Genomic DNA, 24810 nt, shown 5'->3' with positions numbered 1-24810 from the left:
GAGCCCGACTTCACTGCGGCAGCACCCGAGCCCACGGGGGAGAACCGATGCCCACGCCCGAGGACGACCTGAGCCTGTTCGCTCTCCTCGACGAGCCGCTCACCGAGGAGATCATGGACCCGGCCGCACTGCTGCGCCGCGAGGTCGCCCCCACCTACCGCCTGCACGAGAACGTCGCCGACGAGCTGGGCGGGCGGCCCTCCGGGCTGACCCGGCTGAGCCGCTTCTTCGAGCGGACGTGCGACGCGCGACCGGAGGCGATCGCCCTCGAGTGCGACGGTGCCCGGGTCTCCTACGCGGAGCTCGACCAGCGCGCGAACCGGCTGGCCAACCTGCTCATGCAGCTCGGGGTGGGCGCGGGGACGCGGGTGGGCATCCTGCTCCACCGGTCCCTGGACACCTACGTGGCCCTGCTGGGGATCACGAAGACCGAGGCCACCTTCGTCCCGATCGACCCCGAGGCGCCCGCCGACCGCCTCCAGTACATCGCCGAGGACTCCGCCCTCGAGGTGCTGGTGACCCACTCGTCGTTCGCGGAGACGTGCGCGGGTCTGAGCTGCCTGCCCCTGGCCCTGGACGAGGCGGTCCCCGACCTGGCCGTCCAGTCCAGCGCGCGTCCCGCCGTCGTCAGCGACGGCGACCCGGTCTGCTACATCATCTACACGTCCGGCTCCAGCGGCCGCCCCAAGGGCGTCGAGATCGCGCAGTCCAGCATCTGCAACTTCATCGGCATCGTGCCGCCCCTGTACGGGGTGACGCCGTCGGACCGCGTGTACCAGGGCATGACGATCGCCTTCGACTTCTCCATCGAGGAGATCTGGCCGACCTGGGCCGTCGGCGCGACCCTCGTCGCCGGGCCCACCGACGGCCGGCGGGTCGGCTCCGGGCTCGCGGACTTCCTCGACGAGCACGAGATCACGATGATCTACTGCGTCCCGACCGTCCTGGCGACGCTGGACCGCACCCTGCCGCTGCTGCGCACGATCAACGTCGGCGGCGAGGCGTGCCCCCGCGAGCTGGTCGAGCGGTGGGGGCCGGGGCGCCGGATCCTCAACACCTACGGGCCCACCGAGACCACGGTCACCTGCACCATGGCCGAGCTGCGCCCCGGCAAGCCGGTCACCATCGGGCGGCCCCTGCCCACCTACCGGATCACGCTCCTGGACGACGAGCGCCGCCCGGTGCCCGCGGGCCAGGTGGGGGAGATCTGCGTCGGCGGGCCCGGGGTCGCCCGCGGGTACGTCAACCGGCCCGAGCTGACCGCCGACCGCTTCCTGCCCGACCCCCGCGGCATCCCGGACGAGCGCATCTACCGCACCGGCGACCTGGGCCGCTTCCTGCCCGACGGCGAGCTGGAGTACCTCGGCCGCGCCGACAGCGAGGTGAAGGTCCGCGGCCACCGCGTCGACCTGCAGGAGATCGAGAGCGTGCTGCTTGAGCACGAGCGGGTCACCGGCGCGGTCGTCACGCTCCTGCAGGCGCCCGACACCGGTGGCGAGCTCGCCGGGTACGTCATCCTGCCGGGTGCCGACGACGACGCGGACGTCGACGCGGTGATCGCCGAGCTGCACGAGAAGCTGGCCGGCCAGCTGCCGCCCTACATGGTCCCGGCCTACCTCGAGGTGGTCGGCAGCATCCCGATGCTGCCCAGCGGCAAGGCCGACCGCGGCCGGCTCCCCGAGCCCGTCCGTCCGCGGCTGATGCGCACCTCCGGCGACCACGAGCCGCCGGTGGGCCCGGTCGAGTCCTGGGTGGCGGGCATCTGGGAGGAGCGGCTGCGGCTCCCGGCCGGCGCGGTCTCGGCGTCGGCGAACTTCTTCGAGGAGCTGGGCGGGCACTCGCTGATCGCCGCCAACGTCGTCTCGGTGATGCGGGAGAGCGACCTCGGCTCGGGGCTGTCGATCCTGGACTTCTACCGCCACCCCACGGTCCGCGACCTCGCCGGCTTCCTCGAGGCGGGCGCGGCCGAGGCGGTGGCACCGGTGACGCTGCCGCCCCGTGAGCCCCGGCCCCCGCGGCCCTCGCGCAGACGGGTCCTCGCCGTCGGCTCGGCGCAGCTGGCGGTCCTCTACCTGCTCGTGCTGGTCTTCCTCGTCCCGATCGCCGTCGTCTACGGCCTGGCCGGGGGCGAGCCGTCCTTCACGATGTTCCTGCAGCTGGTCCTCGCCCTGCCCGTGCTCTACCTGAGCTCCCGGTGGGTCCTCCCGCTCGTCGGCTCGCGGCTGCTCTCGCTCGGCCTGCGCCCGGGCACGTACCCGCTGTGGAGCGGCACCCACCTGCGGGTCTGGGCGGTGCAGAAGCTGATGACCGTCTCGCCGCTGACCGTGCTGGCCGGTTCACCCTGGGCGGCGACCTACCTCCGGTTGGCTGGCGCGACCGTCGACGACGAGTGCCACCTGGGCTCGGCCGACGTCTCGCTCCCCGCGTTCCTGCGGGTGGAGCGGGGGGCCACCATCGGCTACGGCACCCAGCTGCACGGCCACCGCGTCGCCGACGGCGTGCTCACCCTGGCGCCCGTCACGGTGCGCCCGGGCGCCGTCGTCGGCTCGGAGTCCGTGCTCGAGTGCGGCACAGAGGTCGGCGAGGGAGCCATCCTCTGCGACCAGACGCTGCTGATGTCCGGCTCCGCGGTGCCCGACGGCGAGACGTGGGCCGGCTCGCCGGCCCGGCCCGCGCCCGACTCGGCGGATCCGGTCGTCGCGGTCATGGCCGCCTGCGCGCAGGCCCCGCGCCGGTGGTCCACCCGGCTGCTGCTCGGCTTCACCGCGGGCATCGTCCTGCTGGAGCTGGTCCCGTTCCTGATCCTCCTGCCCGTCGTCGCCGTCGTCTGGTGGGCGCTGCTGACCTTCGGGTCGACGGCGGCGTTCATCGCCACGGCGCTGTCCGGCCCGCTGTTCGTGCTCGCCTCGTGCTCGGTGCTGCTGGGCATCCGCCGGCTCGTGCTGCCGGAGACGCCGGAGGGGGTGCACCACCTCCGGTCGCAGCGCGGGCTGGAGAAGTGGCTCGGCGACAAGCTCTTCGAGCTGAGCCTGCTGTTCACCAACACGATGTACTCGACGCTCTACACGCCGCTGTGGTTGCGGCTGCTCGGGACGAAGGTCGGCCGGGGCGCCGAGGTGTCGACGATCGCCAACATCGACCCCGACCTGCTCACCCTGGGCGAGGGCAGCTTCGTCGCCGACATGGCCAGCGTGGGCAGCGCCACCTACGCCAACGGGCACGTGGCCTTCCGGCGGACCGAGATCGGCTCGCGCGCCTTCGTGGGCAACGCGGCGTTCATCCCCTCCGGCACCCACATCGGCGACGGGTCGCTCATCGGCGTCCGGTCGATCCCCCCGCCGGGCGGCGTCGCGGACGGCACGTCGTGGCTGGGCTCCCCGCCGTTCTTCCTGCCCCGCCGGGAGATCTTCGAGGAGTTCACCGAGGCCCAGACCTACGCGCCCTCGCGGAGTCAGGTGCGCAACCGGTACGTGATCGAGTTCCTCCGCATCGTGCTGCCGAGCTCGGTGCTGGCCGTCGCGATGTTCGGCACCCTCTACGGCGCCTCCCGCATCGCTGCCGCCTGGGGCACGACCGCGACGGTGCTGCTCGCCCCGCTGGTCGCGCTGACCTCGAGCCTGGGCGTGGTCCTGTTCGTGGCCGCGCTGAAGTGGCTGGTCGTCGGGCGCTACCGGCCGCGGGTCCGCCCGCTGTGGAGCGGTTTCGTCCGGCGGACGGAGTTCGTGACCGGCATCTACGAGGCGGCGGCGGTGCCGGCGCTGCTCGCCTACCTCACCGGCACGCCGCTGCTGGGCCCGCTGCTGCGGCTGTTCGGCACCCGGGTCGGCAAGCGGACGCTGGTCGACACCACCTACCTCACCGAGTTCGACCTGGTCACCATCGGGGACGACGTCTCCGTGGGCGCGAACGCCTCGCTGCAGACCCACCTCTTCGAGGACCGCGTCATGAAGATGGACCGGGTCACGCTGCTCGACCGCGCCAGCATCGGTGACAAGTCCGTGGTGCTCTACGGCTCGGTCGTCGAGGAGGAGGCCTCCCTGGCCGCCCTCTCGCTGGCGATGAAGGGCGAGACCGTGCCGGCCGGCACGACGTGGTGCGGCATCCCGGCGCAGAAGGTCGACCAGGCGCCGGCGCCGCCACCAGGAACGGGCAGGTCGCGGTCGTGGGGCGGGACGATCACGGACGCGGGACGGTGACCCGCACCGTCCAGCCGGCCGCGCTGGCCCACGCCTGCGCGCCCGACGACCCGATCACCGTCGCCGGCCCGCCGCCGGCGCCCGCCCCGGTGCCGCGGAGCCCCGCCCGGCTGATCGGGATCGACGCCGCCCGGGGCGTCGCGCTGATCGGCATGATGGCCGTCCACACGATGGAGCCGCTGACCGACGCCGGAACCCCGTCGCCGGCGTGGACGCTCGCCGCGGGCAAGTCCGCCGCGCTGTTCGCGGTCCTGGCCGGGGTGGGCATCGCGCTGTCCACCGGCGGTCGGCGCCGCCCGACGTTGCGGACGTGGCCGGCCCAGGCCGCCGGGCTGCTCGTCCGGGCGGCCCTCGTCGGAGCCGTCGGGCTGCTCCTCGGGGCGCTGGTCCCGGCCGACTTCGCCTCGGTGATCCTGCCGTACTACGCACTGCTGTTTGTGCTCGCGATCCCGCTGCTCACCCTGTCGCCGCGGGCGCTCGTGGAGCTCGCCGTGCTCATCGGCGTGGGCATGCCGATCCTCAGCCACCTGGTCCGCACCGGCCCCGACGTGCGGCCGACGGTCCCCAACCTGACCTTCCAGGCCGTGGCGGACGACCCGGCGGGCGTGCTGCGCGACCTCGCGCTCACCGGGGCGTACCCGGCGCTGCCCTGGATGGCCTACCTCTGCGCGGGCCTCGCCGTCGGCCGCCTGGCGCTCTCCTCGCGCCGCACGATCGTGCACCTGATCGTGACCGGGGCCGTCCTCGCCGGCGGCGCGCAGCTCCTCTCGTGGTTCCTGCTCGACGGCCTCGGGGGGCGTGCCGAGCTCCGGCTCGCCGCCTCGGACGCGATGTCGGCGTCGGAGTTCGCCGAGCACATGGCCATCGGCTGGTCGGGGACGACGCCGACCGACACCGGCTGGTGGCTCGCCACGGTGGCCCCGCACTCCACGACGCCGCTGGACCTCGCGTTCACGATCGGGCTCTCGCTCGTCGTCCTCGGCGTCGCCGTCCTGCTGGGCCGGGCGGTCCCGGGCTACCTCAAGCCGCTGGCCGCGGCGGGCAGCATGACGCTGACGCTGTACTGCCTGCACCTGGTGATGCTCAGCCATCCCGAGACGCCCGAGGGCCTGGCCGGCTTCGGCCTGCAGGTCGCCGTGGTCGTGCTCTTCGCGCTGGTGTGGCGCCGGTACCACGCCCGCGGGCCGCTGGAGGAGATCGTCGGGCGGGCGGCGTCCGCGGTCCGCCGGCCCCTGCTGCCCGGTGGGAGGCGGCGGGCCCCGGCACCCCCCGGGGCGCCCGCGGTGCCCGGGCCGGAGCCGGACGACGCTCCCGGCCGGCAGGGGGTCCCCGCCGGTGCGACGACTGCGGCGCCCCGGGCCGGAGCACGGCTGCTCGGGGTCGACGCCGCCCGCGGGCTGGCCCTCCTCTTCATCATGGTCGCGCACCTGATCCCGAACATCTCCTTCGACGGCCGGCCGACGGCGTCCTACGTCGTCGGCGGGTACGGGGCGGCGATGTTCGTGCTCCTGGCCGGGGTCGGGATCGCGCTGGCCACGGGCGGGCCGCGGCCGGTCACCGGCCGACGGCGTCGCGAGCAGGTGGTGACGCTCGTGGTGCGGGCGATCGCCATCGCGTCGGTCGGGCTGGCCCTGGGGTACGTGGTCAGCCCCGAGGAGGACGCGATCGTGATCCTCGCGTCCTTCGGCGTCATGTTCCTGCTGGCGGTGCCGCTGCTGGGGCTGACCGCCCGCGGAGCGGCGATCGCGGCGGTGGCGATCGCCGTCGTCGTCCCCGTGCTGGTGCACCTGGCCTGGGACGAGCTGCCGAAGCAGGAGGCGGTCAACCACACCTTCGGGGACCTCGTCGGCGCGCCGGTGGACGTGCTGTCCGAGCTGACGCTGACCGGCACCTACCCGGCGCTGCCCTGGATGGCCTTCGTCTGCGCCGGGATCGCGGTCGGCCGGCTGCGCGACCTGACCTCGGAGCGGACCGCGGCGAAGCTGGTCGTCGTCGGCGTGGCCATGGCGGCGGCGGGCCGGCTCGCGTCCTGGCTCCTGCTCGACCGCTTCGGCGGGCTGGCCGCCCTCGAGCGCAGCGGGGCCGAGGACCTGGTGAACCGGACCACCTGGGGGCCCGGCCCGATCCTGCCGCGGCCGTCCGGGTGGTGGCTCGCCGTCGACGCCTCCTACTCGGGTCTCCCGCTCGACCTCCTGCACAGCACGGGCGTGGCGCTCGCGGTCCTGGGCCTGGTGCTGCTGGTCGCCCGGAGCACCGGATCGCTGCTCCGCCCGCTCGCCGCGGTGGGCAGCATGACCCTCTCCCTGTACGCGGTGCACCTGCTGGGGGTCTCGCTGTGGGCCCCGCCCTGGAGGGACGGCGAGATCCTGCTCGTCCACGTCGCGGTGGCGTTCGTCGTCGCCTGGGCCTGGCTGCGGGCGTTCGGCCGCGGACCGCTCGAGGGGGCCATCGCCGGCCTCGCGTCGTGGGCGGGACGCCAGGTGCTCGGGCCGCCCCCGCCGGGTGGTGGACCGGACACGGGATCCCCTCCTCCGGCGACCGGTCACCTGTCGAGCGCGTGCCCCCGGGCGGAGGGCCGGGCCGAGGCGGCCGGGACCCCGGAGGCCGACCGGCCCGGCTCCTCCCCGCTCGTCGGGCCGCGGGCGCCTGGCGAGGGGTGACCGGGTGCGGTCGCGGCGGGACCTGGCACTGGTGTACCGGGGGCCGGCGTCCACCGAGGGGTGCCCGGAGGCGGTGGCGGCCGCGCTCCGCCGCAGCCGCTGGGACCTCGACGTCCGGTACGTCGGCCCGCGGGAGGAGCTTTCCCTGACCGCGGAGGTGCTCGCGGCCGCCCGGTTGTACGCGCAGCCCGGGGGAGGGGAGCTGGAGCGGGCGCACCGGAAGCTGCGCTCCGCCGCGACCGCCATCCGGGACTTCGTCCGCTCCGGCGGCGGCTATCTCGGTTTCTGCCTGGGCGGCTACCTCGCCGGGAAGACCCCGGGCTTCGGGCTGCTCCCCGGTGACACCGACCGGTACATCGACTCGCCGGGCGCGCAGCCCGACCACGACGGGGACGCCCTGGTGACCGTGAGCTGGGCCGGCCATCCCCGCCGGATCTTCTTCCAGGACGGCCCGTGGTTCGACCTCGACCCCGCCCGCGGCCCGGCCGACGTGCTCGCCACCTACGCCAACGGGCTGCCCGCGGCGGTCGTGGCGCCCTGCGGCCGGGGGGTGGTGGGCGTGGTCGGTCCGCACCCGGAGGCCTCACCCGACTGGTACACCGACAGCGGCCTGCCGGTACCGGGGGACATCGGCGCGGACCTCACCCAGGACCTGGTGGACCGGGTGGTGCTGGCTCAGGCCGGGCGCGTCGGCTGACCGTGGCCGACGCGCCCGGCCTGGGCCGCTACGAGGCGTCGATGATCGCGCCGACGGTGCGGCCGAGCCGGCCGTCCAGCGCGTGGCCCACGCCGGTCGGGTAGTCGTGCGTCGCCACGACCCCGCGGGCGGCGTACCACCGCTCGCCGGCCTGGGCGCCCCACGCGGCTGTCAGCGGGACGGCCGTGTCCGCGGTGCCGGTGAACCAGTGGCCCCTGACCCCGGCCATGCGGGCGGCGGTCACGTTCGCGCCGCCGTCGGCCGGCGGACCGCCGCCGCCGAAGACGACCCAGCCGCCGCCCAGCCGCATGAGCTCCGGGTGCCGCGGGATCAGGAAGCGGGTGATCTCCTGGGCGCCGGAGGAGAAGCCGGACAGCCAGACCTCGTCGACCGGGAAGGCGCCGAGCTGGGTCTCGATGAGCTGGGCGAGGAAGTCCGCGTAGGCCGTGGTGTCCCCGGTGTGCCAGCACTCGCAGGACTGGTTCGGGCTCTCCACCGCGAGGGTGATCATGTTGCGCGCCTTCGCCGTCGCGACCAGGCCCGACGGGCCGCCGAGCGCGTAGGACGAACCGGGGTTGTTCACGCCGTACTCACCGGTGCCGTCGAGGTACACGACGAGCCCGACGGGCCGGGACGCGTCGATGCCGGCGGCGTAGAGCAGGTACTGGCCGACCTGCCCGTTGGCGGCGCGGAACTGCTGACGCGCCTGGTCGGTGTAGGAGCCGCCGGCGCCGGACGAGGCGCTACCCGCAGGGGCAGGGGCAGGGGCCGGAGCGCCCGGTGCAGGTACGGGCGCCGGCGCCGGCGCCGGGGCCGGGGCCGGGCCGGGGGCCCGGCGGCGGGCCGGGCTCGTGGGAGCGGCCTTCGCGGGCTGCGTCGGCACCGGTGCGGTACCCGGAGCGGGCGCGGGCGTGGCAGTGGCCGGCGCGACCGGCGCGAGCGCGGCGGCCTCCCCGGTGCTCGTGGCGCCGGCCGGCGGTGCCGCGGGGGTCCCGGGAACGGGCGCCGGGGGCAGCGGGACCGGCGTGGGCACGGCCGGCGCCTGGGCGCCGGTGGCGCCGGGGGCGGGGGCCGCGTCTCCTGCGAGCGCGCTGCCGTCCAGGGCGGCCGGGTCGCACGCGGTGGTGGCCAGCGACACGAGGACCGCGGCTCCCACCAGGGCGAGGCGGCGTCGGGCGGGGCGGGTGGAGCTGTGCACGAGCTGTTCCTCCGAGCGTCCGTCAGGTCTCTGGTGACGGATGGTGATTGCCGAGTGACGTTTCGATGCTGACAGATCATCTCGGTCACGGGAAGGTCACGGACAGCCAACGAGCCCCACGCGTCACATCCGCCACAGCCGGAACCCACGACCTGCTGAAACGCGGCCATGCCGCTTGTCACGACTTGCCGCCCCGGTGAGACTGGTGCCGCTCGGCCGACCCACCGGCCGCCCCGAGGACGCGTGCGAGGACGGGAATGCGCAGAGCTCGGCCGGCGCGCGTCCTCGTCGTGCTCGGTCTGGTGCTCGCGCTCGGCGGCTCCGCGGTCTCGGCCTCCGGTCCTCAAGTGCCGTGGGCAGACCGGCCCGTCGTGGACCTCCGTTACGAGGTGGCGGCCGACCTCCGTTCGGTGTCCGGCTACGAGCGGATCGAGTTCACCCCCGATCTGGACACCTGCGAGCTGGTGTTCCGGGCCTGGCCGAACAAACCCGCCACGGCGGCCGCGGGCAGCGGGATGGCGGTCGCGCGGGTGCGCGTCGACGGCCGGGACGTCGCGGCCCGCGACCTGCCGGCGGGCGCGCCGGAGGGGGCGCGGGCCGGAACCCTGCTGGAGGTCCCGGTGGCGGGGTGCATCGAGGCGGGGCGGACGGTCACCGTCGAGCTGGACTTCGACCTGGCCCTGGGCGAGCACGTCGACGAGCGGATCGGCATGTCCCCGGAGGCCGGCGTCGCCTGGTTCGCGACCGCCATGCCGCTGCTGGCCTGGGAGCGCGGGCGCGGGTGGGAGCGGGGCGAGGCGGTGCCGGTCAACGGGGAGAGCGCGGTCAGCGAGGACGTCCGGCTGGACCTCAGCGTGATCGCGCCGGCCGGCGCGGCGGTGCTCGGCACCGGGCGGGCCGTGGGCACCGAGGACCGGCCGGACGGCACGACGGTGCACCGCTTCGCGGCTCCCGCGGTGCGCGACGTCGCCGTGGCGGTCGGGGCCTTCGACGTGGTCTCGCGCACCGTCGAGGGCGTGCGCGTGCACCTCGGCCTGGACCCCGCCGTGGACGAGGCCGACGCCGAGGCGTGGCTGGAGGAGCTGGCGGCGTCGCAGCGCCGGTTGGTCGACCTGCTCGGCCCTTTCCCCTACGACGACCTGTGGGTCGCGGTGCTCTCGGCGCAGTCCAGCGGGATCGAGTTCCCGGGGGCGATCCAGTTCGGGGACGTCGACCCGCGGGCGCGGCGTGGGCTGATCACGCACGAGCTGGCGCACATGTGGTTCTACGGACTGGTCGGGAACGACCAGGGGGAGCACCCGTGGCTGGACGAGGCGTTCGCCACCTACGCCCAGACGGTGGCCGACGGCGAGGAGCCGGCCTACGACCACCGGACCTGGTCCGGCGCTCCGCCGGTGGGCGGGCCCATGACGTACTGGGACGACGAGTTCGAGAATTCCAGCGCCCGCTACTACGACACGGTCTACCTCGTCGGGGGCGCCGCTCTCGTGACGGCACGGGAGCGGGCGGGCCGGGACCGGTTCGACGCCGCACTGCGGGACTACCTGCGCACGAACGCCTACTCGGTCGCCGAACCCGACGACGTCGGGCGCGCCTTCGCCGAGCTGCCGGAGGTGCTGGCGGTGCTGCGGGGCGTCGGCGCGCTGAGCTGAACGGTGCCCCACCGGAATGGTCGCGTGACGTTGGGTGACCATTCTGCGGAATGGCGCGGGAGTGGGCGAGAAACGACGCGGGAATGTGGATGGTCGCGTCCAGGAACGGTCACAGGTCGCCGTCCCCCCGGTAATTTCCCGGGCGTGACAGCGGGGGGACCGCAGGCGACGCGACAGGGCACCGACCACCGGTCGCCCGGGCCACGCCCACGCGGTGCGAGCACCCGTCCGAGCCCGCCGGACACCCGATCCAGGAGTACCGCCATGCCCGTCGACGACCGCGCCGCCGTCCCCTCCCCTCCGCCAACGGGGGGCCTCCGGTGAGCGTCACGGCCCCCGGTGGCTTCCGCGCCGCCGGGACGGCAGCCGGGATCCGGTCGAGGGGCGCCCTGGACGTGGCGCTGGTCGTGAACGAGGGGCCGGAGGACGCTGCCGCCGGGGTGTTCACCACGAACCGCTTCGCGGCCCCGCCGGTGCGGTGGAGCCGGCACGTCCTGGCTGACGGGCGGCTGCGCGCCGTCGTCCTGAACTCCGGCGTCGCCAACGCCTGCACCGGGGCCGCCGGCGTCGCCGACACCGCGGCCGCCGTCGAGCACACCGCGGCCGAGCTGGGTCTGGAAGCCGACACCGTCGCGGCCGCGAGCACCGGGCGGATGGGTGTCCGGTTGCCCATGGGCAAGCTCACCGCCGGCATCACCACGGCGGTCAAGGAGCTGTCGGGCGAGGGCGGCCCCGATGCCGCGAGGGCGATCCTGACCACCGACCGGGTGCCCAAGACGACCGTGCAGCACCGCGCCGGGTGGTCGGTCGGGGGCATGGTCAAGGGCGGCGGCATGCTCTCGCCGAGCCTGGCCACGATGATCGCCGTCCTCACCACCGACGCCGTGGTCCCACCGGAGCTCCTCGACCGCGCCCTCCGGCGGGCCGGTGCGGTCACCTTCGAGCGGGTGGACTCCGACGGCTGCCGGTCGACCAACGACACGGTGATCGTCATGGCCAGCGGCGCCAGCCGGGTCACCCCCGAGCCCGAGGACCTCACCGCGGCGCTGACCGCGGCCTGCGCGGACCTGGCCGGCCAGCTGCTCGGCGACGCGGAGGGCTCGACCAAGGACGTCGCGATCACCGTGCGCAACGCGGCCTCCCTCGAGGACGCGCTCAGCGCCGGCCGCGCCTGCGCCGGGAACGTGCTGGTCAAGACCGCGCTGTACGGCAACGACCCCAACTGGGGGCGGGTGCTCGCCGCCATCGGCGCCTCGGACGCGGACTTCGACCCCGACCGGGTCGACGTCACCATCAACGGCGTCACCGTCTGCCGGGGCGGCGGCATCGGCGACCCGCGTTCGCTGGTGGACCTCACCGGCCGGGACGTCGACATCGACATCGATCTCCGGGCCGGCAGCGCCCGGGCGACGATCCGCACCAACGACCTGTCGATGGCCTACGTCCGCGCCGCCTCGGCGTACACGTCATGAGCGCCGACCTCGTCGGGGGCCCGCCGGCGTCCGACGTCCCGGACGGGCCGCGGCCCGCAACGGCCCGTCGCCGCATCGGTGGCAAGCGGGTGATGCGTCGGCACGATCCGCAGGGTGACTCGGTCAAGGCCGCCGTCCTCACCGGCGCGCTCCCGTGGCTGAAGGAGTTCTCCGGCCGCGTGATCGTCGTCAAGTACGGCGGGCACGCCATGGTCGACGAGGAGTGCCGGCGCGCGTTCGCCGAGGACATGGTCTTCCTGCGGACCTGCGGCATCCTGCCCGTGGTCGTCCACGGGGGCGGCCCCCAGGTGAGCTCGATGCTCACCCGGCTCGGCATCCCCTCCGAGTTCCGCGGCGGGCTGCGGGTCACCACCGAGCAGACGATCGGCGTCGTGCGCATGGTCCTGACCGGTCAGGTGGGCCCGGAGCTGGTGAACCTGATCAACGAGCACGGGCACCTGGCCGTCGGGCTCTCCGGTGAGGACGGCGGGTTGTTCACCGCCCGGCGCACCCTGGCCACCGTCGCGGGGGAGCAGGTCGACGTGGGTCTGGTCGGCGACGTCGCCGCCGTGGACCCGACCCCGGTGACGTCCCTGCTGGCGACGGGGTACGTGCCGGTCGTGTCGACCGTGGCACCGGATGCCTCCGGCCAGGTGCATAACCTCAACGCGGACACCGCCGCGGCGGCGCTGGCCGTGGCGCTGGGTGCGGTCAAGCTCGTGGTGCTGACCGACGTCGAGGGGCTCTACGCCGACTGGCCCCGCCCCGAGTCGCTCGTCCAGAAGATCGACACGCGAGAGCTGGCCGGGCTCCTGCCCACGTTGCACGAGGGCATGGTCCCGAAGATGGCGGCCTGCCTGCGGGCTGTCGAGGGAGGGGTGTCCCGGGCCACCGTCATCGACGGGCGCATGCCGCACGCCCTGCTGCTGGAGACCTTCACGTCCGAGGGCACCGGGACGATGGTGCTGCCCGCTGTGGACGTCGCAGCCCCGGAGCCGGACATCGCCGCGCTGCCGGGGCCGCGGACCCGCGCCGTGGAACCGTCGCTCTCCCCCGGCTGAGCCGGCCTGCCGGGCGGCGGTCCCGCCAGCCCGGGATCTGGACTGGCGGGCCCTGGCCGCTACGGCCTCCCGGGACCAGCCGCAGGGCGTGGACCTGCAGTGCCCACCGGCCACCCTCCCGACACGCGTCTTCCGGAACCGGGCGGGCTCGCCGGGGCAGTGGCTCCGGTGGCGCTCCGTCTCCTAGGCTCCGAAGATGACCGGAGATCCGCAGGTCACCGCTTCCGGGCGCTCCCTGGGCGACGTCATGAGCCGGGTGGCCCGCCGCCTCCAGGAGGAGCACGGAGACGTCGAGGGGACGCTGCAGGCGATCACCGCCGCAGCGGTCGCCACCGTGCCGAACGCCGAGGAGTGCAGCATCAGCTACGTGGTCGACCGCCGCAGGGTCGAGCCGCGGGCCTTCACGGGCGAGCTCCCCGAGCGGCTGGACCTGCTGCAGCAGCGCCTCGGGGAGGGCCCCTGCCTCGACGCGGTCTGGCAGTCCGAGGTCGTCCGCATCGACGACATGGCGATCGAGGAGCGGTGGCCCGGCTTCGCGCAGGAGGCGTCCGCCGCCGGCATCGGCAGCATGATGTGCTTCCAGCTGTTCGTGGAGGGCGACCAGCTCGGCGCCATGAACCTGTACGCCCGCACGGCGCACGCCTTCGACGACGAGGGCCCGGAGATCGGCCAGATCTTCGCCGGCCACGCCGCCATCGCGCTGGCCGGCGCGGAGCACGAGGAACACCTGCGCGCCGGCATCGGGAGCCGCGACGTCATCGGGCAGGCCAAGGGCATCCTCATGGAGCGCTACCGGCTCACGGCCGACCAGGCCTTCGCGGCCCTCGCCCGCGTCTCCCAGGAGACGAACCGCAAGCTCGTCGACATCGCCCGCGAGCTGTCCGAGACCGGGGCGCTGCCCCCCACCGAACGCGGGGAGTGACCGCCCGCGGCAGGGTCAGGCCTCGGTCCAGGCCAGCAGGTCGTCGGCGCTGCGAGTGTTGACCACGCGGTCGGGGTGCACGCCGCACTCGATGGCCCGCTCCACGCCGTTGTGCTGCCAGTCCAGCTGGCCGGGGGCGTGCGCGTCGGTGTCGATGGCGAACTCGCAGCCCAGCTCGTTCGCCAGTGTGAGCAGCCGGCGGGGCGGGTCCAGGCGCTCCGGGCGGGAGTTGATCTCGACCGCGGTGCCGAACTCGACGCAGGCGGCGAACACCGCCTCGGCGTCGAACGTGCTCTCCGGGCGCGGCTTCTGCTCGCCGTTGCGCTGCCGGCGGCCGATGACCAGCCGGCCGGTGCAGTGCCCGAGGACGTCGGCGTGCGGGTTGGCGACGGCGGTGAGCATCCGCTCGGTCATGGCCCCCGAGTCCGCGCGCAGGTCGGAGTGCACGCTGGCGACGACGACGTCGAGGCGGCCCAGCAGCTCCTCGGTCTGGTCCAGCGAGCCGTCGACGTTGATGTCGCACTCGATGCCGGTGAGGATCCGGAACGGCCGGAGCTCCTCGTTCAGCGCCGCCACCACGTCCAGCTGCTGCTCCAGGCGCGCGGACGACAGCCCGTTGGCGACGGTCAGCCGTGGCGAGTGGTCGGTCAGCGCCATGTACTCGTGGCCCAGGGCGATGGCGGCCTCGGCCATCTCGCGGATCGGGCTGCCGCCGTCGGACCAGTCCGAGTGCAGGTGCAGGTCGCCCTTCAGCGCGGCCCGGAACTCGGCGACGTCGTCGGCCATCGGGACGAGCTCGGCGAGGTTCTCCTCGAGCTTCGTCAGGTACTCGGGCACCTGCCCCTTGTGCGCCTGCACGATGACCGTCGCGGTCTTCGGGCCCACGCCCTTGAGGTCCTTGAGCGTGCCGGTGCGGATCTTCAGGTCCAGCTGGTCCTCGGGCAGCCCGTCGACCACCGCCGCGGCGGTGCGGAACGCCTGCACGCGGTAGCTGGGCTCGCGGGCGCGCTCCAGGAGGAAGGCGATCCTCCGGAGCGCGGCCGCGGGCGGGAGCGGGCTGGTCAGTGCTCGACCCTGCTCAGCGGTTCTTCTTGAGCTTCTTCTCGGCCTTCTTCTGCGCCTTGGCGGCGCGCTTGGAGGCCTTCTCGAAGCTCTTCTCGGTCGCGGCGGCCGCGGCCCTGGCGCTGCGGCGGGCGCGGTAGCCGACCGACGGCTTGCCCTCGGTGTCGACGGCGGCGAGCAGCAGCCCGCCCAGCAGGCCGGTGTTCTTCAGGAAGTTCGAGATCTGCCCGAACTGCTCGGTGGGGTCGTCGTGCTCCCAGAAGCGGTGGCCGGCCAGCGTCGTCGGCACGATCGAGGCCGACAGCACCAGCGCGGTGAGCCGCGGGAACTTGCCCAGGGCGAACAGCGAGCCCGCGGCCACCTTCACGGCGGCGTCGGCCTGCACCCACTGCTGGACGTCGCGGGGCACCTGCACCGGGAGCTGCTTGTCGGCGGTCTCCGCGATCTTCTCGACGACCGGGGCTGCCCCGGGTACGCGGTCCTGCGGCTTGCGCAGGGTGCTGATGCCGCCGTAGATGAACGGAGCGGCGAGCAGGGGCCGGGCGATCCGGCGGACCAGCATGGTGACCTCTTTCCCTCTGTACCTCGGTGGACGTCGGGTGGTGCTCTGCCCGGCGCGGGGCGCGGGCAATCCCTGGCGACGACGGTAGTGATCACCGCCGCGCCCCGCCCCTCGACGGTGCGCGGCGTCAGTGCGCCGCCGCCCACAGCACGGCCCGGTGCGGCGCGCGGGCGGGTGCGGGAGGGAGCGGCAGGGCCGCGGGTGCGGTCGGCGCCGGCCGAGCCGGCCGGCCGACGAGCCACTCGACCAGGTGCTCGCCCGCGACGTAGCAGAGGCCGCCGCTGCCGGCCGCCCGTTCGGGGAACGGCGCCCAGACCACCACCACGGCCTGCGGCGCCGGAACGGGTCGACGACCGGAAGCGGCGAGCGCGCGTGCGACCGCCGACGCAGCGGGGGGCAGCGATCGGTGCGGGCCGCGGGCGGTCCACGCGGAGCCGGGATCCCGCTCGGGGGTGATCGTCGCGCCCTTCTGGTCCACCGTGACGACACCGTGCCAGGCCTTGCTGACGAGGACGTACACGCCGCTCGGGCCGGCCACGAGGTGGTCGACCGGCTCGATTCCCGGGATCCGGAGGTCGTGGGTCACGTCCCAGCCGGCATCCCGCAACGGGTTCAGCAGGCGCTGCGTGCGCCGGCGGGCCTCGGTGGAGGCAGCCCAGGTGTGCACCCGGGCCGCCGCAGCGGCGACGGCGCGCAGCGGGTCCACGGCCGGGGTCCGGGCCGGGCGGCGGTCACGGCGAGCGGGAACGGTTGTCGGCATGGCGCCAACCCACTTCGACCGGTGATGGGACGAGCGAACTGTAGGGACCCCGATCGGGCCTGCCCATGGGTTCGCGCCGCCACGTTCGGTCACCGCCCCCGCCGCGGTCAGCCCGCGCGGCCGCAGTACACGGTCAGCGGTGCCCGCTTGCCGAACCGGAACGTGGTGGCCGGCTCGCCCATCTCGCCGTCGTAGGCCACCCGCTGCGGCCCCGACCGGGAGGCGACCTCCAGCTCGGTCGCCTGGAACTTGCCGTAGCTGCGGCTGTGCTCGCTGACGCCCAGCAGCGTGGCCAGCACCGCGCGGGTGCGGCCGAAGCGCAGGTCCGCACGCAGGTACTGGACGTCGAGCAGCCCGTCCTCCAGCCGCGGCCGCCAGGCCGGCGAGAGCCCGCGCGGGGTGTAGAGGCAGTTGCCCACGAACAGGATCCAGACCCGCAGCGGCCGCCCGCCCACGACGAGCTCCACCGGCGTCCCGGTGCGCAGCACCTGCGCCGCGGCCACGGTCAGCGCCAGCCACTTGCCGAGCGCCCCGGCCAGCCGGTCGCGGCGACGCACCATCTCCGGGTAGGCGCCGATGCTCGAGGTGTTGAGGAACGGAACCCCGTTCACCTCGGCGACGTCGACGGTCACCGCCTCCCCGGCCAGCACCGCGTCGACGGCGTCCTGCGGGGTCAGCAGGCCGACGTCGCGGGCGAAGTGGTTGAGCGTGCCGGCCGGGATGACCGCCAGCGGAAGGCCGTGCTCCAGCGCCACCGCGGCGGCCGCGGCCACGCTGCCGTCGCCGCCGGCCACGCCCAGGGCGCGGGCGCCGCCCCGTGCCGCCGGCCCCAGGATCTGCTCGACGCCGGCGTGGGCGGTCAGCTCCAGCACCTCGGCGCGGGGGAGCAGCCGGCGGATGTCGGCGGCCGGGTCGTAGTCGTCGGGCCCCGAGCGCGGGTTGACCGCGACCACCAGGCCCTCTCCCTCGGGGAGCGCCGGTGCTGTGGAGGTCGGCCGCACCCGGGCCGGGTCCGTGGGGCGCACCCGCCACCAGTGCTGCGTCGCGGCGGCCACGCCCGCGCCGACGGCGAACCCGGCCACGACGTCGCCGGGGTAGTGGACGCCCACGTGCACCCGCGAGTAGCCGACCGCCAGCCCCACCGGCGCCAGTGCCTCGCCCACGGGCAGCGACTCCATCGCGACGCCGGTGACGAACGCCGCGGCCGAGGCCGCGTGCCCGCTCGGGAAGGACGACGACGTCGGCGAGCGGCGCAGCATCCGCTCGGCGCGCCCGCTGTGCTCGGGGCGCCCGCGCCGGAACACCGTCTTGAGGACGGCGTTGGTCAGCGCGCTGGTGACCGCCATCGAGCCGACGCCCCGCAGTGCCGCGCGGCGCAGGGAGCCGCGGCGCAGCGCCAGCAGCCCGCCGAGGACCAGCCACAGCCGGCCGTGGTTCGCCGAGCGGGTGAGCCGGCGCAGCCAGCGGTCCGCGGGGGAGCTGGGCAGCCCGCCGACGAACGCGTGCAGGCGGGCGTCCAGGTTCCGCGGGGAGGGCACGCCGGGACGCTAGCCCAGCACCGGGCTGATCAGGGCGGCGTCAGTCGCTCTTCCGCCGGGCCCGGTACGCGGCGACGGTCGAGCGGCTGGCGCACGTGTTGGAGCAGTAGCGGCGGCTGGCGTTGCGCGAGGTGTCGACGTAGACGTCGTCGCAGGTCTCCGCCGCGCAGATGCCCAGACGCTGCCAGCCGTGCTGCACGACGACCTGCGACAGGCCCATGGCCACCGTCGTCGTCAGCTGCTCGAGCGCGGGGGAGTCGGGGCGGGCGTAGTGCAGGTGCAGCTCGCCGTCGTGGTCGGTGGCGTAGGGCCGCGGCCGGGCCAGCGCCAGCAGCTCGTTGAGCCGCTCGAGGACGTCGGGCTGCGTGTCGGCCAGGGCGACAGCCCGGACCAGCGAGGCGGTGGCGGCGGCGCGCTGGGCCTCCGCGGGGGTCAGCTCCAGCGAGGTCCCCGGCGTGAACCACTCGTCGTGGGATCCGAGGAAGGCACGCGTCCACTCCGGATCGGTGCGGTCGGTGTTGGCCAGCTCGATGGCCAGCTCCACCGCCGTCGACCCGTAGGTGTCGTAATCCATGTGACTCCCTACCGATCCGTGCTACGGTCGCTGCTCGTAGGTGGTCAACGAGCTTTGACCGCCTACCAATTCCTCTCTTCCCGCAAGTGTGAAACGAGCTCTCCCGTGCGTGCCTACCTCCCCGTCTGGCGGCTCCCGTCCGCGCCCGTCCTGCTGCTCGCCGGCTTCGCCGGCCGGCTGCCGTCGGCCATGGTCCCGCTGGCGCTGCTGCTCATGGTGCAGCAGCAGACCGGCTCCTACGCGGTGGCCGGGCTCGCGGCCGCGACCCTGGGCATCGCCTCGGCGGTCATGGCGCCGATCCTCGGCCGGACCGCCGACCGTCGGGGCCCGCGGCCGGTGCTCCTCGCCCAGGCCGTCGCCTACCCGCTGCTGCTCGCGGTGCTGATCGCCGTCGCCCTGGGCGGGGCGCCCGACCTCGCCGTGATCGCCGCCTCGGCCGGCGCCGGCGCGGCCACCCCGCTGGTCTCGGGCACCGTGCGCGCGCTGTGGTCGCGGGTCGACCCGCGCGTGCGTCCCACCGCCTACGCGCTGGACGCGACCGCCACCGAGCTGGTCTTCGTCGTCGGCCCGTCGCTGGTCGCGGCCCTCGCCGTCCTCACCTCGCCGGCCCTGGCCGTGGGCGTCGCGGGTGTGCTCGCCGTCGTCGGGGCGCTGGGCATCGCGACGTCCGCGGCCACCCGCGCCTACGTGCCCTCGCCGGGGACGAGCGCGGGCATGTTCGCGACCGTCCTGACCCCGGGGATGCCGCGGCTGCTGGTCAGCGGTGCGGCGCTGATGCTCGGGTTCGGCGCGCTCGAGGTCGCCGTCCCCGCGTTCGCCGAGCAGATCGGCGCGCCCGGGCTCTCCGGCGTGCTGCTGGCGCTGTGGGCGCTGGGCTCGGTCATCGGCGGGCTGTGGTTCGGCGCCCGGGTGCTGAGCATGTCGCTGCCCCGCCAGTACCGGCTGCTGCTGCTGGGCGTGACGATCGGGCTGGCGCCGCTGGCCTGGATCTCCAGTCCCTGGGCGCTGGGCGTGCTGCTCTTCCTGGGCGGTACGGCGATCGCCCCGACGCTGACCGTGCAGAACACGCTCGTGGGCTCCATGGCGCCGGTGCACGCCACGACCGAGGCCTTCACCTGGCTGTCCACCATCACCGTCGGCGCCTCCGCGGTCGGCGCGGCCGTGGGCGGTGCGCTGATCGAGGGCCGGTACGGGGTGAGCGGCAGCCTCGCGCTGGCCGCCGCCGGTGCCGCCGTCGCCGTCGGCATCACGCTGGTGCCGGGGCGGCGTCCCGCGGCGGTCGGGACCGACGTCGTCCGCGAGCCCGTCGCCGCCTGACGTCCACGAGATCTGCACACTCGTGCCCTTCGGGCCGCTGGACGGCCCGAGTGTGCAGATCTCGTGGGGGGGCCGGCGCCCGCACGAGGGCGGCTGCCCGGCCCCCTGGGGACGCCGTCCGGGGCGCTGGTAGTCTCTCCGTCGGTGGTTACGAGGCGACTCGGACCCCGGGAGGCTTCGCCTAGTCCGGTCTATGGCGCCGCACTGCTAATGCGGTTTGGGTTAATCCCCATCCCGGGTTCAAATCCCGGAGCCTCCGCGCACGACAACTGAACACACGCACCCGTAGCTCAACGGATAGAGCATCTGACTACGGATCAGAAGGTTAGGGGTTCGAATCCCTTCGGGTGCACGTCTGGTTGAGACACCGAGCGGCCCCGCACTTCGACGGAAGTGCGGGGCCGCTTCGTCGTCCGGCTCAGGGCAGCGGCCCGGAGCCGGACGCGGCGTGCCGCGTGCCGCGGTGCTCGGCCTCGCGCTTGACCGAGGCCAGCGTCGAGCGCAGCAGGAAGGCCACGAACGGCCGCAGCGCCAGCCAGTAGAGGCGGAACCGGCGCCGGGCCTCCTCGTCGGTGGTCACGGTGCGGTTCTCGTAGGTGAGCAGCGTCCGGTCCGCGCCGTGCGGGTGCAGCGAGAAGCCGGCCACCGTCTTGGCGTAGCCGGGCCGGTCGAAGGCGGCGAACTCCTCGGGGCGCAGTCGCACGATCCCGTAGTCGGCCCGCCAGAACCGGCCGACCAGCCCGACGAGGAACTCCACCCCTGGTTCGTCGCGCAGCAGCACCCAGCCGGCCTCCTCCCCGCCGGCGTCGCGCAGGGTGATCCGACGGGGGCGCTCCGCCGGCTGCGTGGCCCGCCGACGCAGCGCGTTGGGCAGGTCGCGGGCCCGCACGAGCAGCCGGGTGACCGGGTTGTCCACGATGTCGGCGCGCAGGAGGGCCCGGTAGGTCTCCTCGGGGCGGGCGTCGACCACGACGTGCTCGACCAGGTGCGCGTCGAAGCGCGGCATGACCTCGTCGATGCGCAGCGGGAGGCCGGTCGCGGCGGGCGTCTCCAGCGCCGTCGCGGGCGCCATCAGCTGGTCCGCATCTCGTCGCCGTGGACGACGATCGCGTAGATCACCAGCACGTCGATCGCGATCACGATGGTCGACCAGATCGGGTACGCCGCGAGGAAGGCCAGGTTGGCGAGCGCGCTGATCCCCGCCATGGCCACCGCGGCGATGCGGGCGGCGAGGTTGCCGACCATCAGCCCCAGGCCGACGAGGACGGCGACGACGCCGATCCCCAGGTGCGCCCAGCCCCAGGTGTCGTAGTCGACGTCGATGACCAGGCCGCTGGGCCGCACCACGAAGAGGCCGTCGTCGAGCAGCGCCACCAGGCCGAGCACGGCCTGGAACGTCCCGGAGAGGATGAGCATCGCACCGCCGAAGACGATCCAGCCGGTCCAGCCGGAGCGCGACGAGGAGCCGGTGACGGGCGCGCGCGGGGACGGTACCGCCTGCCGCGCCGCCGCCCGGGTGTCCTGCTGGTCGCGAGAGGTCTCGGTCATGGGTCTCTCCCTGTCATCCGCGGTCGGCGTGGCGGCGGGACCGCACGCCTCGCCTCGGGCGAGCACGAGCCTCCGCCCGCAGCCGCGGCACGGGCAGGGCCCGACGTCACCCCGACCGGGGCGGGAGGTCCCCGGCGCTGCCGCGCCCCGCCGCCGGTCCCCGCGGCGTGCCGATCAGCGCACGCCCGACCGCACCCGGCGGGTGAGCCGGAGGGCGGTGAGGACCGCTCGTCCGGCCCGGCCGGTGAGCCGGCCGCGGAGGTCGGCGATCGCGGCGTTCCACTGCGGGTCGGCGTAGGTGGGGTAGGGGTGCATCGCCCCGGTGAGGTGGGTGGTGGTCAGCCCCCGGGACACCGCCAGCGTCAGCTCCGCGAGCGCCTCGCCGGCGCGCGGCCCCACGACCGTCGCCCCGCGCAGCCGGTGCCTGCCGTCCACGACGACGCGGGTGAAGCCCTCGGTCGACTGCTCGGCGATCGCGCGGTCGGTCCGGTGCAGCTGCTCGGTGCGCACCCGGCGACCCGGCCGGGGGGTGCCCGTGTCCTCGCCGACCGCCGCGACCTCGGGCCGGGTGAACGTCACCCGGGGCACCGCGGCGAGGTCGATCCGCCGGCGCAGGCCGAGGACGGCGTTCAGGGCGGCGAGGTTGCCGTGGACGCCCGCGACGTGCGTGTAGCCGGGATGGCCGGTGACGTCGCCGGCGGCCCAGATGCGCGGGTTCGACGTGCGCAGCGCCTCGTCGACCTCGACCCGGCCCCGGTCGTCGACCGAGACGCCGGCCGCGTCCAGGCCGAGGCCCGCGGTCCGCGGTTCGCGGCCGACCGCGAGGAGCAGGCGGGTGAACCCCACCGCGGCGCCGTCGGCGAGGTGCAACCGCCCCTCCCGCGTGTCGCCGGTCACCCGCACCGGCCCGCTGCCCGTGCGCACGTCGACGCCGTCCCGGCGCAGGGCGTCCGCGACGACGGCCGCGGCCGCCGGGTCCTCGGCCGGCAGCAGCCGGTCGCCGGCCTCCACCAGGGTCACGCGGACGCCGAGACGGGCGAACGCCTGCGCGAGCTCGCAGCCGCTGGTGCCCCCGCCGAGGACGGCGAGCCGATCGGGCAGATCGGCGAGGTCCCACACCGAGTCGGTGGTCAGCGGGTCGACGTCCCGCAGTCCGGGCAGCCCGGGCAGTGCGGGCGCGGACCCCGTGCACACGAGCGCCTGCCGGAACCGGATCCCCACCCCGTCCACGTCGGCCAGCGTCGGTCCCGTGAACCGGACGGAGCCGTAGGCGGTCTCCGCGCCGGAGAGCCGGACGGCGTCCGGTGCGTCCACCGGCTCGATGGCCGCGATGGCCTCGCGCACGGTGGCGAGGACAGCCGGTCCGTCCACCCGCACCCCGCTGACGTGGACGCCGTACCTCGCCGCCGCCCAGGCATCCGCTGCTGCGTGCGCCGCGGCCAGCAGGGCCTTGGACGGGACACAGCCGGTCCAGAGGCAGTCGCCACCGAAGCGGTCACGCTCGACGAGCAGGACCCGGGCGCCGAGCGAGGCGGCGACCTGCGCGCCGACGAGGCCGGCCGTCCCGGCGCCGACGACGAGCAGGTCCCAGCGGGAACGGGCGAGTGCGGAGCGGGCCATGCCCCACCCTCGCACCGCGGGGGAGAAGAGGGGCGGGGGGCCGGTCCTGGCGGTCTGGCCGCGTTGGTCGGTCCACCCAGCGATGGGTGGCCATTCGTTGCCGGCTGCCCCCGCCCGCACCAACTGTGAGCCAGGCCACACTCGTGAGTCAACCCCTGCCCGGGATGTCGACGACCCCGGGCGGGTCCCCCCAGGTCAGCGAAACGCCGGGGGACACGCCGGGGTGGCGCCGGGATCGCAGTGACGCACTGGCGACGATGCGTGACATCGGCCATCATCGGGGGCAGGAGAGCGCCGGATCCGGGGGGTGTGGGCGCCGATCAGCACCAACCAGTCCGGCAGCACCCGGACAGCACCGGGGTCGCGGGCGGCAGCCTTCGCCGGCCTCCTCGTCGCCCTCGCCGCGGCAGGGCTCGGCACCGCCGCACCCGCGGCCGCCATCGACGACCCCACCCGCCCCGACGCGACGGTCACGCACGGCCCGAGCTGCCGTCCCGGCGGGCTGGTGGTCGAGGTCGTCGCCGGCACGCTGCCCTACTCGGTCCGGCTGGCCACGACCCGGGAGCCGGACGGCGAGGACGAGGCGCTGCTGCAGCCCCACGGGACCGTGGTCCTCAGCACCGGCGACGTCGCCCCCGGCGAGACGATCGACGGGCGCCTCGAGTACGCCGCCCAGGACGGCTCGGGCAGCACGTACGTCGACGAGCTCGACGACTGGACCTTCACCCGGCCCACGCTCGAGGACTGCGACCAGGCGACCGCGCCGCCCGAGCCGCCGGCGCCCGAGCCTCCGGCGACCGAGCCGCCGGCGACGCCGCCCCTCGGGCAGGCACCACCGCCCGACGACCCGACGGGCACGCCGGGCCCCGCACCCGAGCCGCCGTCCGACCCGGCGCCGACGGTCCCGGCTCCCACTGCGCCGGCTCCTCCCGCTCCCGGCCCGGGCGCGCCCGTGCCCGCCGAGCCGCGGCCCACCGGGCCGGCGCCGGCGGACCGGCCGACGACGCCTGCCCCGAGCGCGGCCCCCGCACCCGAGCCGCAGGCCGGCGCCGCGCCCGCAGCCGTCGCCGCCGGCGGGGTCGTGCGCGTCCGGGTCGAGGGCTACCAGCCCGGGGAGCAGGTGAGCATCGCGCTCCACGGCACCGACGAGGTCCTGGCCGAGGCGACCGCCGACGACGACGGCGCGGTGGTCGCCGAGGTGCTCATCCCGGCCTGGACGGCCTCCGGCCCCGCGTCCCTCGACGTCGTGGGCGAGGGTGCGGCCGCCGTCGTCCCGCTGGAGGTCGCCTCGGCCACGGACGGAGCACCCGCCGACCGCACGGCACGGCTCCCGCTGCTGCTCGCCGCGGGCGCGCTGACGGCCACCGCCACCGGCCTGGTGACGACGGCGGCGCGCCGCCGCGCCGCCCGGCGCTGACCCCGGCGCGCCGTCGGTTTCAGCCGCCCCCGATGCGGGGACGACGCCCCCGTGCACCTGTCCGAGGATGCGCTCGCGCCCGAGGTCCCCCGGGACCCCGCCGCTCTTCCCGGAGCCGCTCCCCGCCCCGCCGAGACGTGGCTCCGCATCGTGCAGGTGCACGACCGGATCACCCGGCGGGTCGACTCCGCGCTGCACCGCGAGCACGGCCTCTCGCTGACCGGCTTCGAGGCGCTGCGCCGGATCGCCGCCGCGCCGGGGGACCGGGCGTCGATGGGCGAGGTCGCCGAGGCGCTCGGCCTGTCCCGGCCCGGCGTGACCAGCACGGTCAGCCGGCTGGTGGCCGAGGGCCTGGTGCTGCGCGAGCGCGGCGACGCCGACCGGCGGGTCCTGCACGCCACCCTCACCCCGGCCGGCCGCCGGCGGGTCGACGAGGCGGCGCGCACGCACGACGAGCTCGTCGCGCACCTGCTCGCGATGCTGGGTGACGACGCCGCCGTCGTCACCGACGCCCTGGCGCGGGTCTCCGCCGCCACCCGCACCCGGCCCTGAGC

At 75.3% G+C, this 24810-nt stretch carries 19 protein-coding genes and 2 tRNA genes; 12 read left to right on the top strand and 9 right to left on the bottom strand.

The window, feature by feature from the left end; translation table 11 throughout:
- Positions 1–47 precede the first annotated feature (47 nt).
- The 3 genes from ACI79H_RS03230 to ACI79H_RS03220 are packed head-to-tail and all read left to right on the top strand — an operon-like array spanning position 48 to position 7553.
- Entirely contained in the window at positions 48–4196 is a 4149-nt protein-coding gene (locus ACI79H_RS03230) for a Pls/PosA family non-ribosomal peptide synthetase (protein ID WP_456552923.1), read from the top strand.
- Entirely contained in the window at positions 4193–6856 is a 2664-nt protein-coding gene (locus ACI79H_RS03225; RefSeq protein WP_456552922.1) for a heparan-alpha-glucosaminide N-acetyltransferase domain-containing protein, read from the top strand. Before ACI79H_RS03230 ends, ACI79H_RS03225 begins: the two co-directional genes overlap by 4 nt.
- A 4-nt stretch (positions 6857–6860) precedes the next feature.
- Positions 6861–7553 (top strand): BPL-N domain-containing protein, encoded by a 693-nt coding sequence (locus ACI79H_RS03220; protein ID WP_456552921.1) that lies wholly within the window; start codon positions 6861–6863, stop codon positions 7551–7553.
- 28 nt (positions 7554–7581) lie between these two features.
- On the opposite strand, the gene ACI79H_RS03215 is transcribed toward ACI79H_RS03220, so the two are convergent.
- A complete protein-coding gene (locus ACI79H_RS03215; protein WP_456552920.1) occupies positions 7582–8751 on the bottom strand; it encodes a hypothetical protein in 1170 nt (389 codons plus the stop codon).
- A gap of 257 nt (positions 8752–9008) precedes the next feature.
- Between ACI79H_RS03215 and ACI79H_RS03210 the strand changes: the two genes are divergently transcribed.
- From ACI79H_RS03210 to ACI79H_RS03195, 4 genes are all read left to right on the top strand, one after another.
- Positions 9009–10403 (top strand): M1 family aminopeptidase, encoded by a 1395-nt coding sequence (locus ACI79H_RS03210; RefSeq protein WP_456552919.1) that lies wholly within the window; start codon positions 9009–9011, stop codon positions 10401–10403.
- A 320-nt stretch (positions 10404–10723) separates the two neighbouring features.
- Positions 10724–11875: a bifunctional glutamate N-acetyltransferase/amino-acid acetyltransferase ArgJ gene (gene argJ / locus ACI79H_RS03205; RefSeq protein ID WP_456552918.1), complete on the top strand. Its 1152-nt coding sequence runs from the start codon at positions 10724–10726 to the stop codon at positions 11873–11875.
- Positions 11872–12936, top strand: a complete 1065-nt coding sequence (argB, locus tag ACI79H_RS03200; protein WP_456552917.1) for an acetylglutamate kinase — start codon at positions 11872–11874, stop codon at positions 12934–12936. Before argJ ends, argB begins: the two co-directional genes overlap by 4 nt.
- Positions 12937–13132: 196 nt before the next feature.
- A complete protein-coding gene (locus tag ACI79H_RS03195; protein ID WP_456552916.1) occupies positions 13133–13858 on the top strand; it encodes a GAF and ANTAR domain-containing protein in 726 nt (241 codons plus the stop codon).
- A 15-nt stretch (positions 13859–13873) separates the two neighbouring features.
- Here the strand turns inward: ACI79H_RS03195 and ACI79H_RS03190 are convergent, their stop codons facing one another.
- From ACI79H_RS03190 to ACI79H_RS03170, 5 genes are all read right to left on the bottom strand, one after another.
- Entirely contained in the window at positions 13874–14923 is a 1050-nt protein-coding gene (locus ACI79H_RS03190; RefSeq protein ID WP_456553107.1) for a PHP domain-containing protein, read from the bottom strand.
- Between the two features lie 13 nt (positions 14924–14936).
- Entirely contained in the window at positions 14937–15482 is a 546-nt protein-coding gene (locus tag ACI79H_RS03185) for a DoxX family protein (RefSeq protein ID WP_456552915.1), read from the bottom strand.
- Positions 15483–15609: 127 nt separating this feature from the next.
- The gene (locus ACI79H_RS03180; RefSeq protein WP_456552914.1) at positions 15610–16188 is read right to left on the bottom strand and encodes a nuclease-related domain-containing protein; all 579 of its coding nucleotides are present in this window, start codon (positions 16186–16188) and stop codon (positions 15610–15612) included.
- Between the two features lie 161 nt (positions 16189–16349).
- The gene (locus ACI79H_RS03175) at positions 16350–17780 is read right to left on the bottom strand and encodes a phosphatase PAP2 family protein (RefSeq protein ID WP_456552913.1); all 1431 of its coding nucleotides are present in this window, start codon (positions 17778–17780) and stop codon (positions 16350–16352) included.
- A 40-nt stretch (positions 17781–17820) separates the two neighbouring features.
- Positions 17821–18354, bottom strand: coding sequence for a CGNR zinc finger domain-containing protein (locus tag ACI79H_RS03170; RefSeq protein WP_456552912.1), 534 nt, complete (start codon positions 18352–18354; stop codon positions 17821–17823).
- Positions 18355–18459: 105 nt separating this feature from the next.
- On the opposite strand from ACI79H_RS03170, the gene ACI79H_RS03165 reads away from it, so the two are divergent.
- The 3 genes from ACI79H_RS03165 (at position 18460) to ACI79H_RS03155 (ending at position 20023) form a co-directional block, all read left to right on the top strand.
- Positions 18460–19671, top strand: a complete 1212-nt coding sequence (locus tag ACI79H_RS03165; RefSeq protein WP_456552911.1) for an MFS transporter — start codon at positions 18460–18462, stop codon at positions 19669–19671.
- 170 nt (positions 19672–19841) lie between these two features.
- Positions 19842–19930, top strand: a tRNA-Ser gene (locus ACI79H_RS03160).
- Positions 19931–19950: 20 nt separating this feature from the next.
- Positions 19951–20023: transfer RNA gene (locus ACI79H_RS03155), tRNA-Arg, on the top strand.
- A 66-nt stretch (positions 20024–20089) separates the two neighbouring features.
- On the opposite strand, the gene ACI79H_RS03150 is transcribed toward ACI79H_RS03155, so the two are convergent.
- From ACI79H_RS03150 to ACI79H_RS03140, 3 genes are all read right to left on the bottom strand, one after another.
- Positions 20090–20743 (bottom strand): hypothetical protein, encoded by a 654-nt coding sequence (locus ACI79H_RS03150; RefSeq protein ID WP_456552910.1) that lies wholly within the window; start codon positions 20741–20743, stop codon positions 20090–20092.
- Positions 20743–21219, bottom strand: coding sequence for a DUF7144 family membrane protein (locus ACI79H_RS03145; RefSeq protein WP_456552909.1), 477 nt, complete (start codon positions 21217–21219; stop codon positions 20743–20745). The genes ACI79H_RS03150 and ACI79H_RS03145 overlap by 1 nt, the downstream gene beginning before the upstream one ends.
- A gap of 174 nt (positions 21220–21393) precedes the next feature.
- Positions 21394–22839: a dihydrolipoyl dehydrogenase family protein gene (locus ACI79H_RS03140; RefSeq protein WP_456552908.1), complete on the bottom strand. Its 1446-nt coding sequence runs from the start codon at positions 22837–22839 to the stop codon at positions 21394–21396.
- A 307-nt stretch (positions 22840–23146) separates the two neighbouring features.
- Between ACI79H_RS03140 and ACI79H_RS03135 the strand changes: the two genes are divergently transcribed.
- Complete coding sequence (locus tag ACI79H_RS03135; protein ID WP_456552907.1) at positions 23147–24256, top strand: hypothetical protein; 1110 nt, start codon at positions 23147–23149, stop codon at positions 24254–24256.
- A 51-nt stretch (positions 24257–24307) separates the two neighbouring features.
- Entirely contained in the window at positions 24308–24808 is a 501-nt protein-coding gene (locus tag ACI79H_RS03130) for a MarR family winged helix-turn-helix transcriptional regulator (RefSeq protein ID WP_456552906.1), read from the top strand.
- Positions 24809–24810: the final 2 nt, after the last annotated feature.

The sequence above is a fragment of the Blastococcus sp. SYSU D01042 genome, assembly GCF_054050515.1.
Note: the sequence above shows the minus strand (reverse complement) of the source record. Positions and strands in the feature narration are given on the sequence as shown.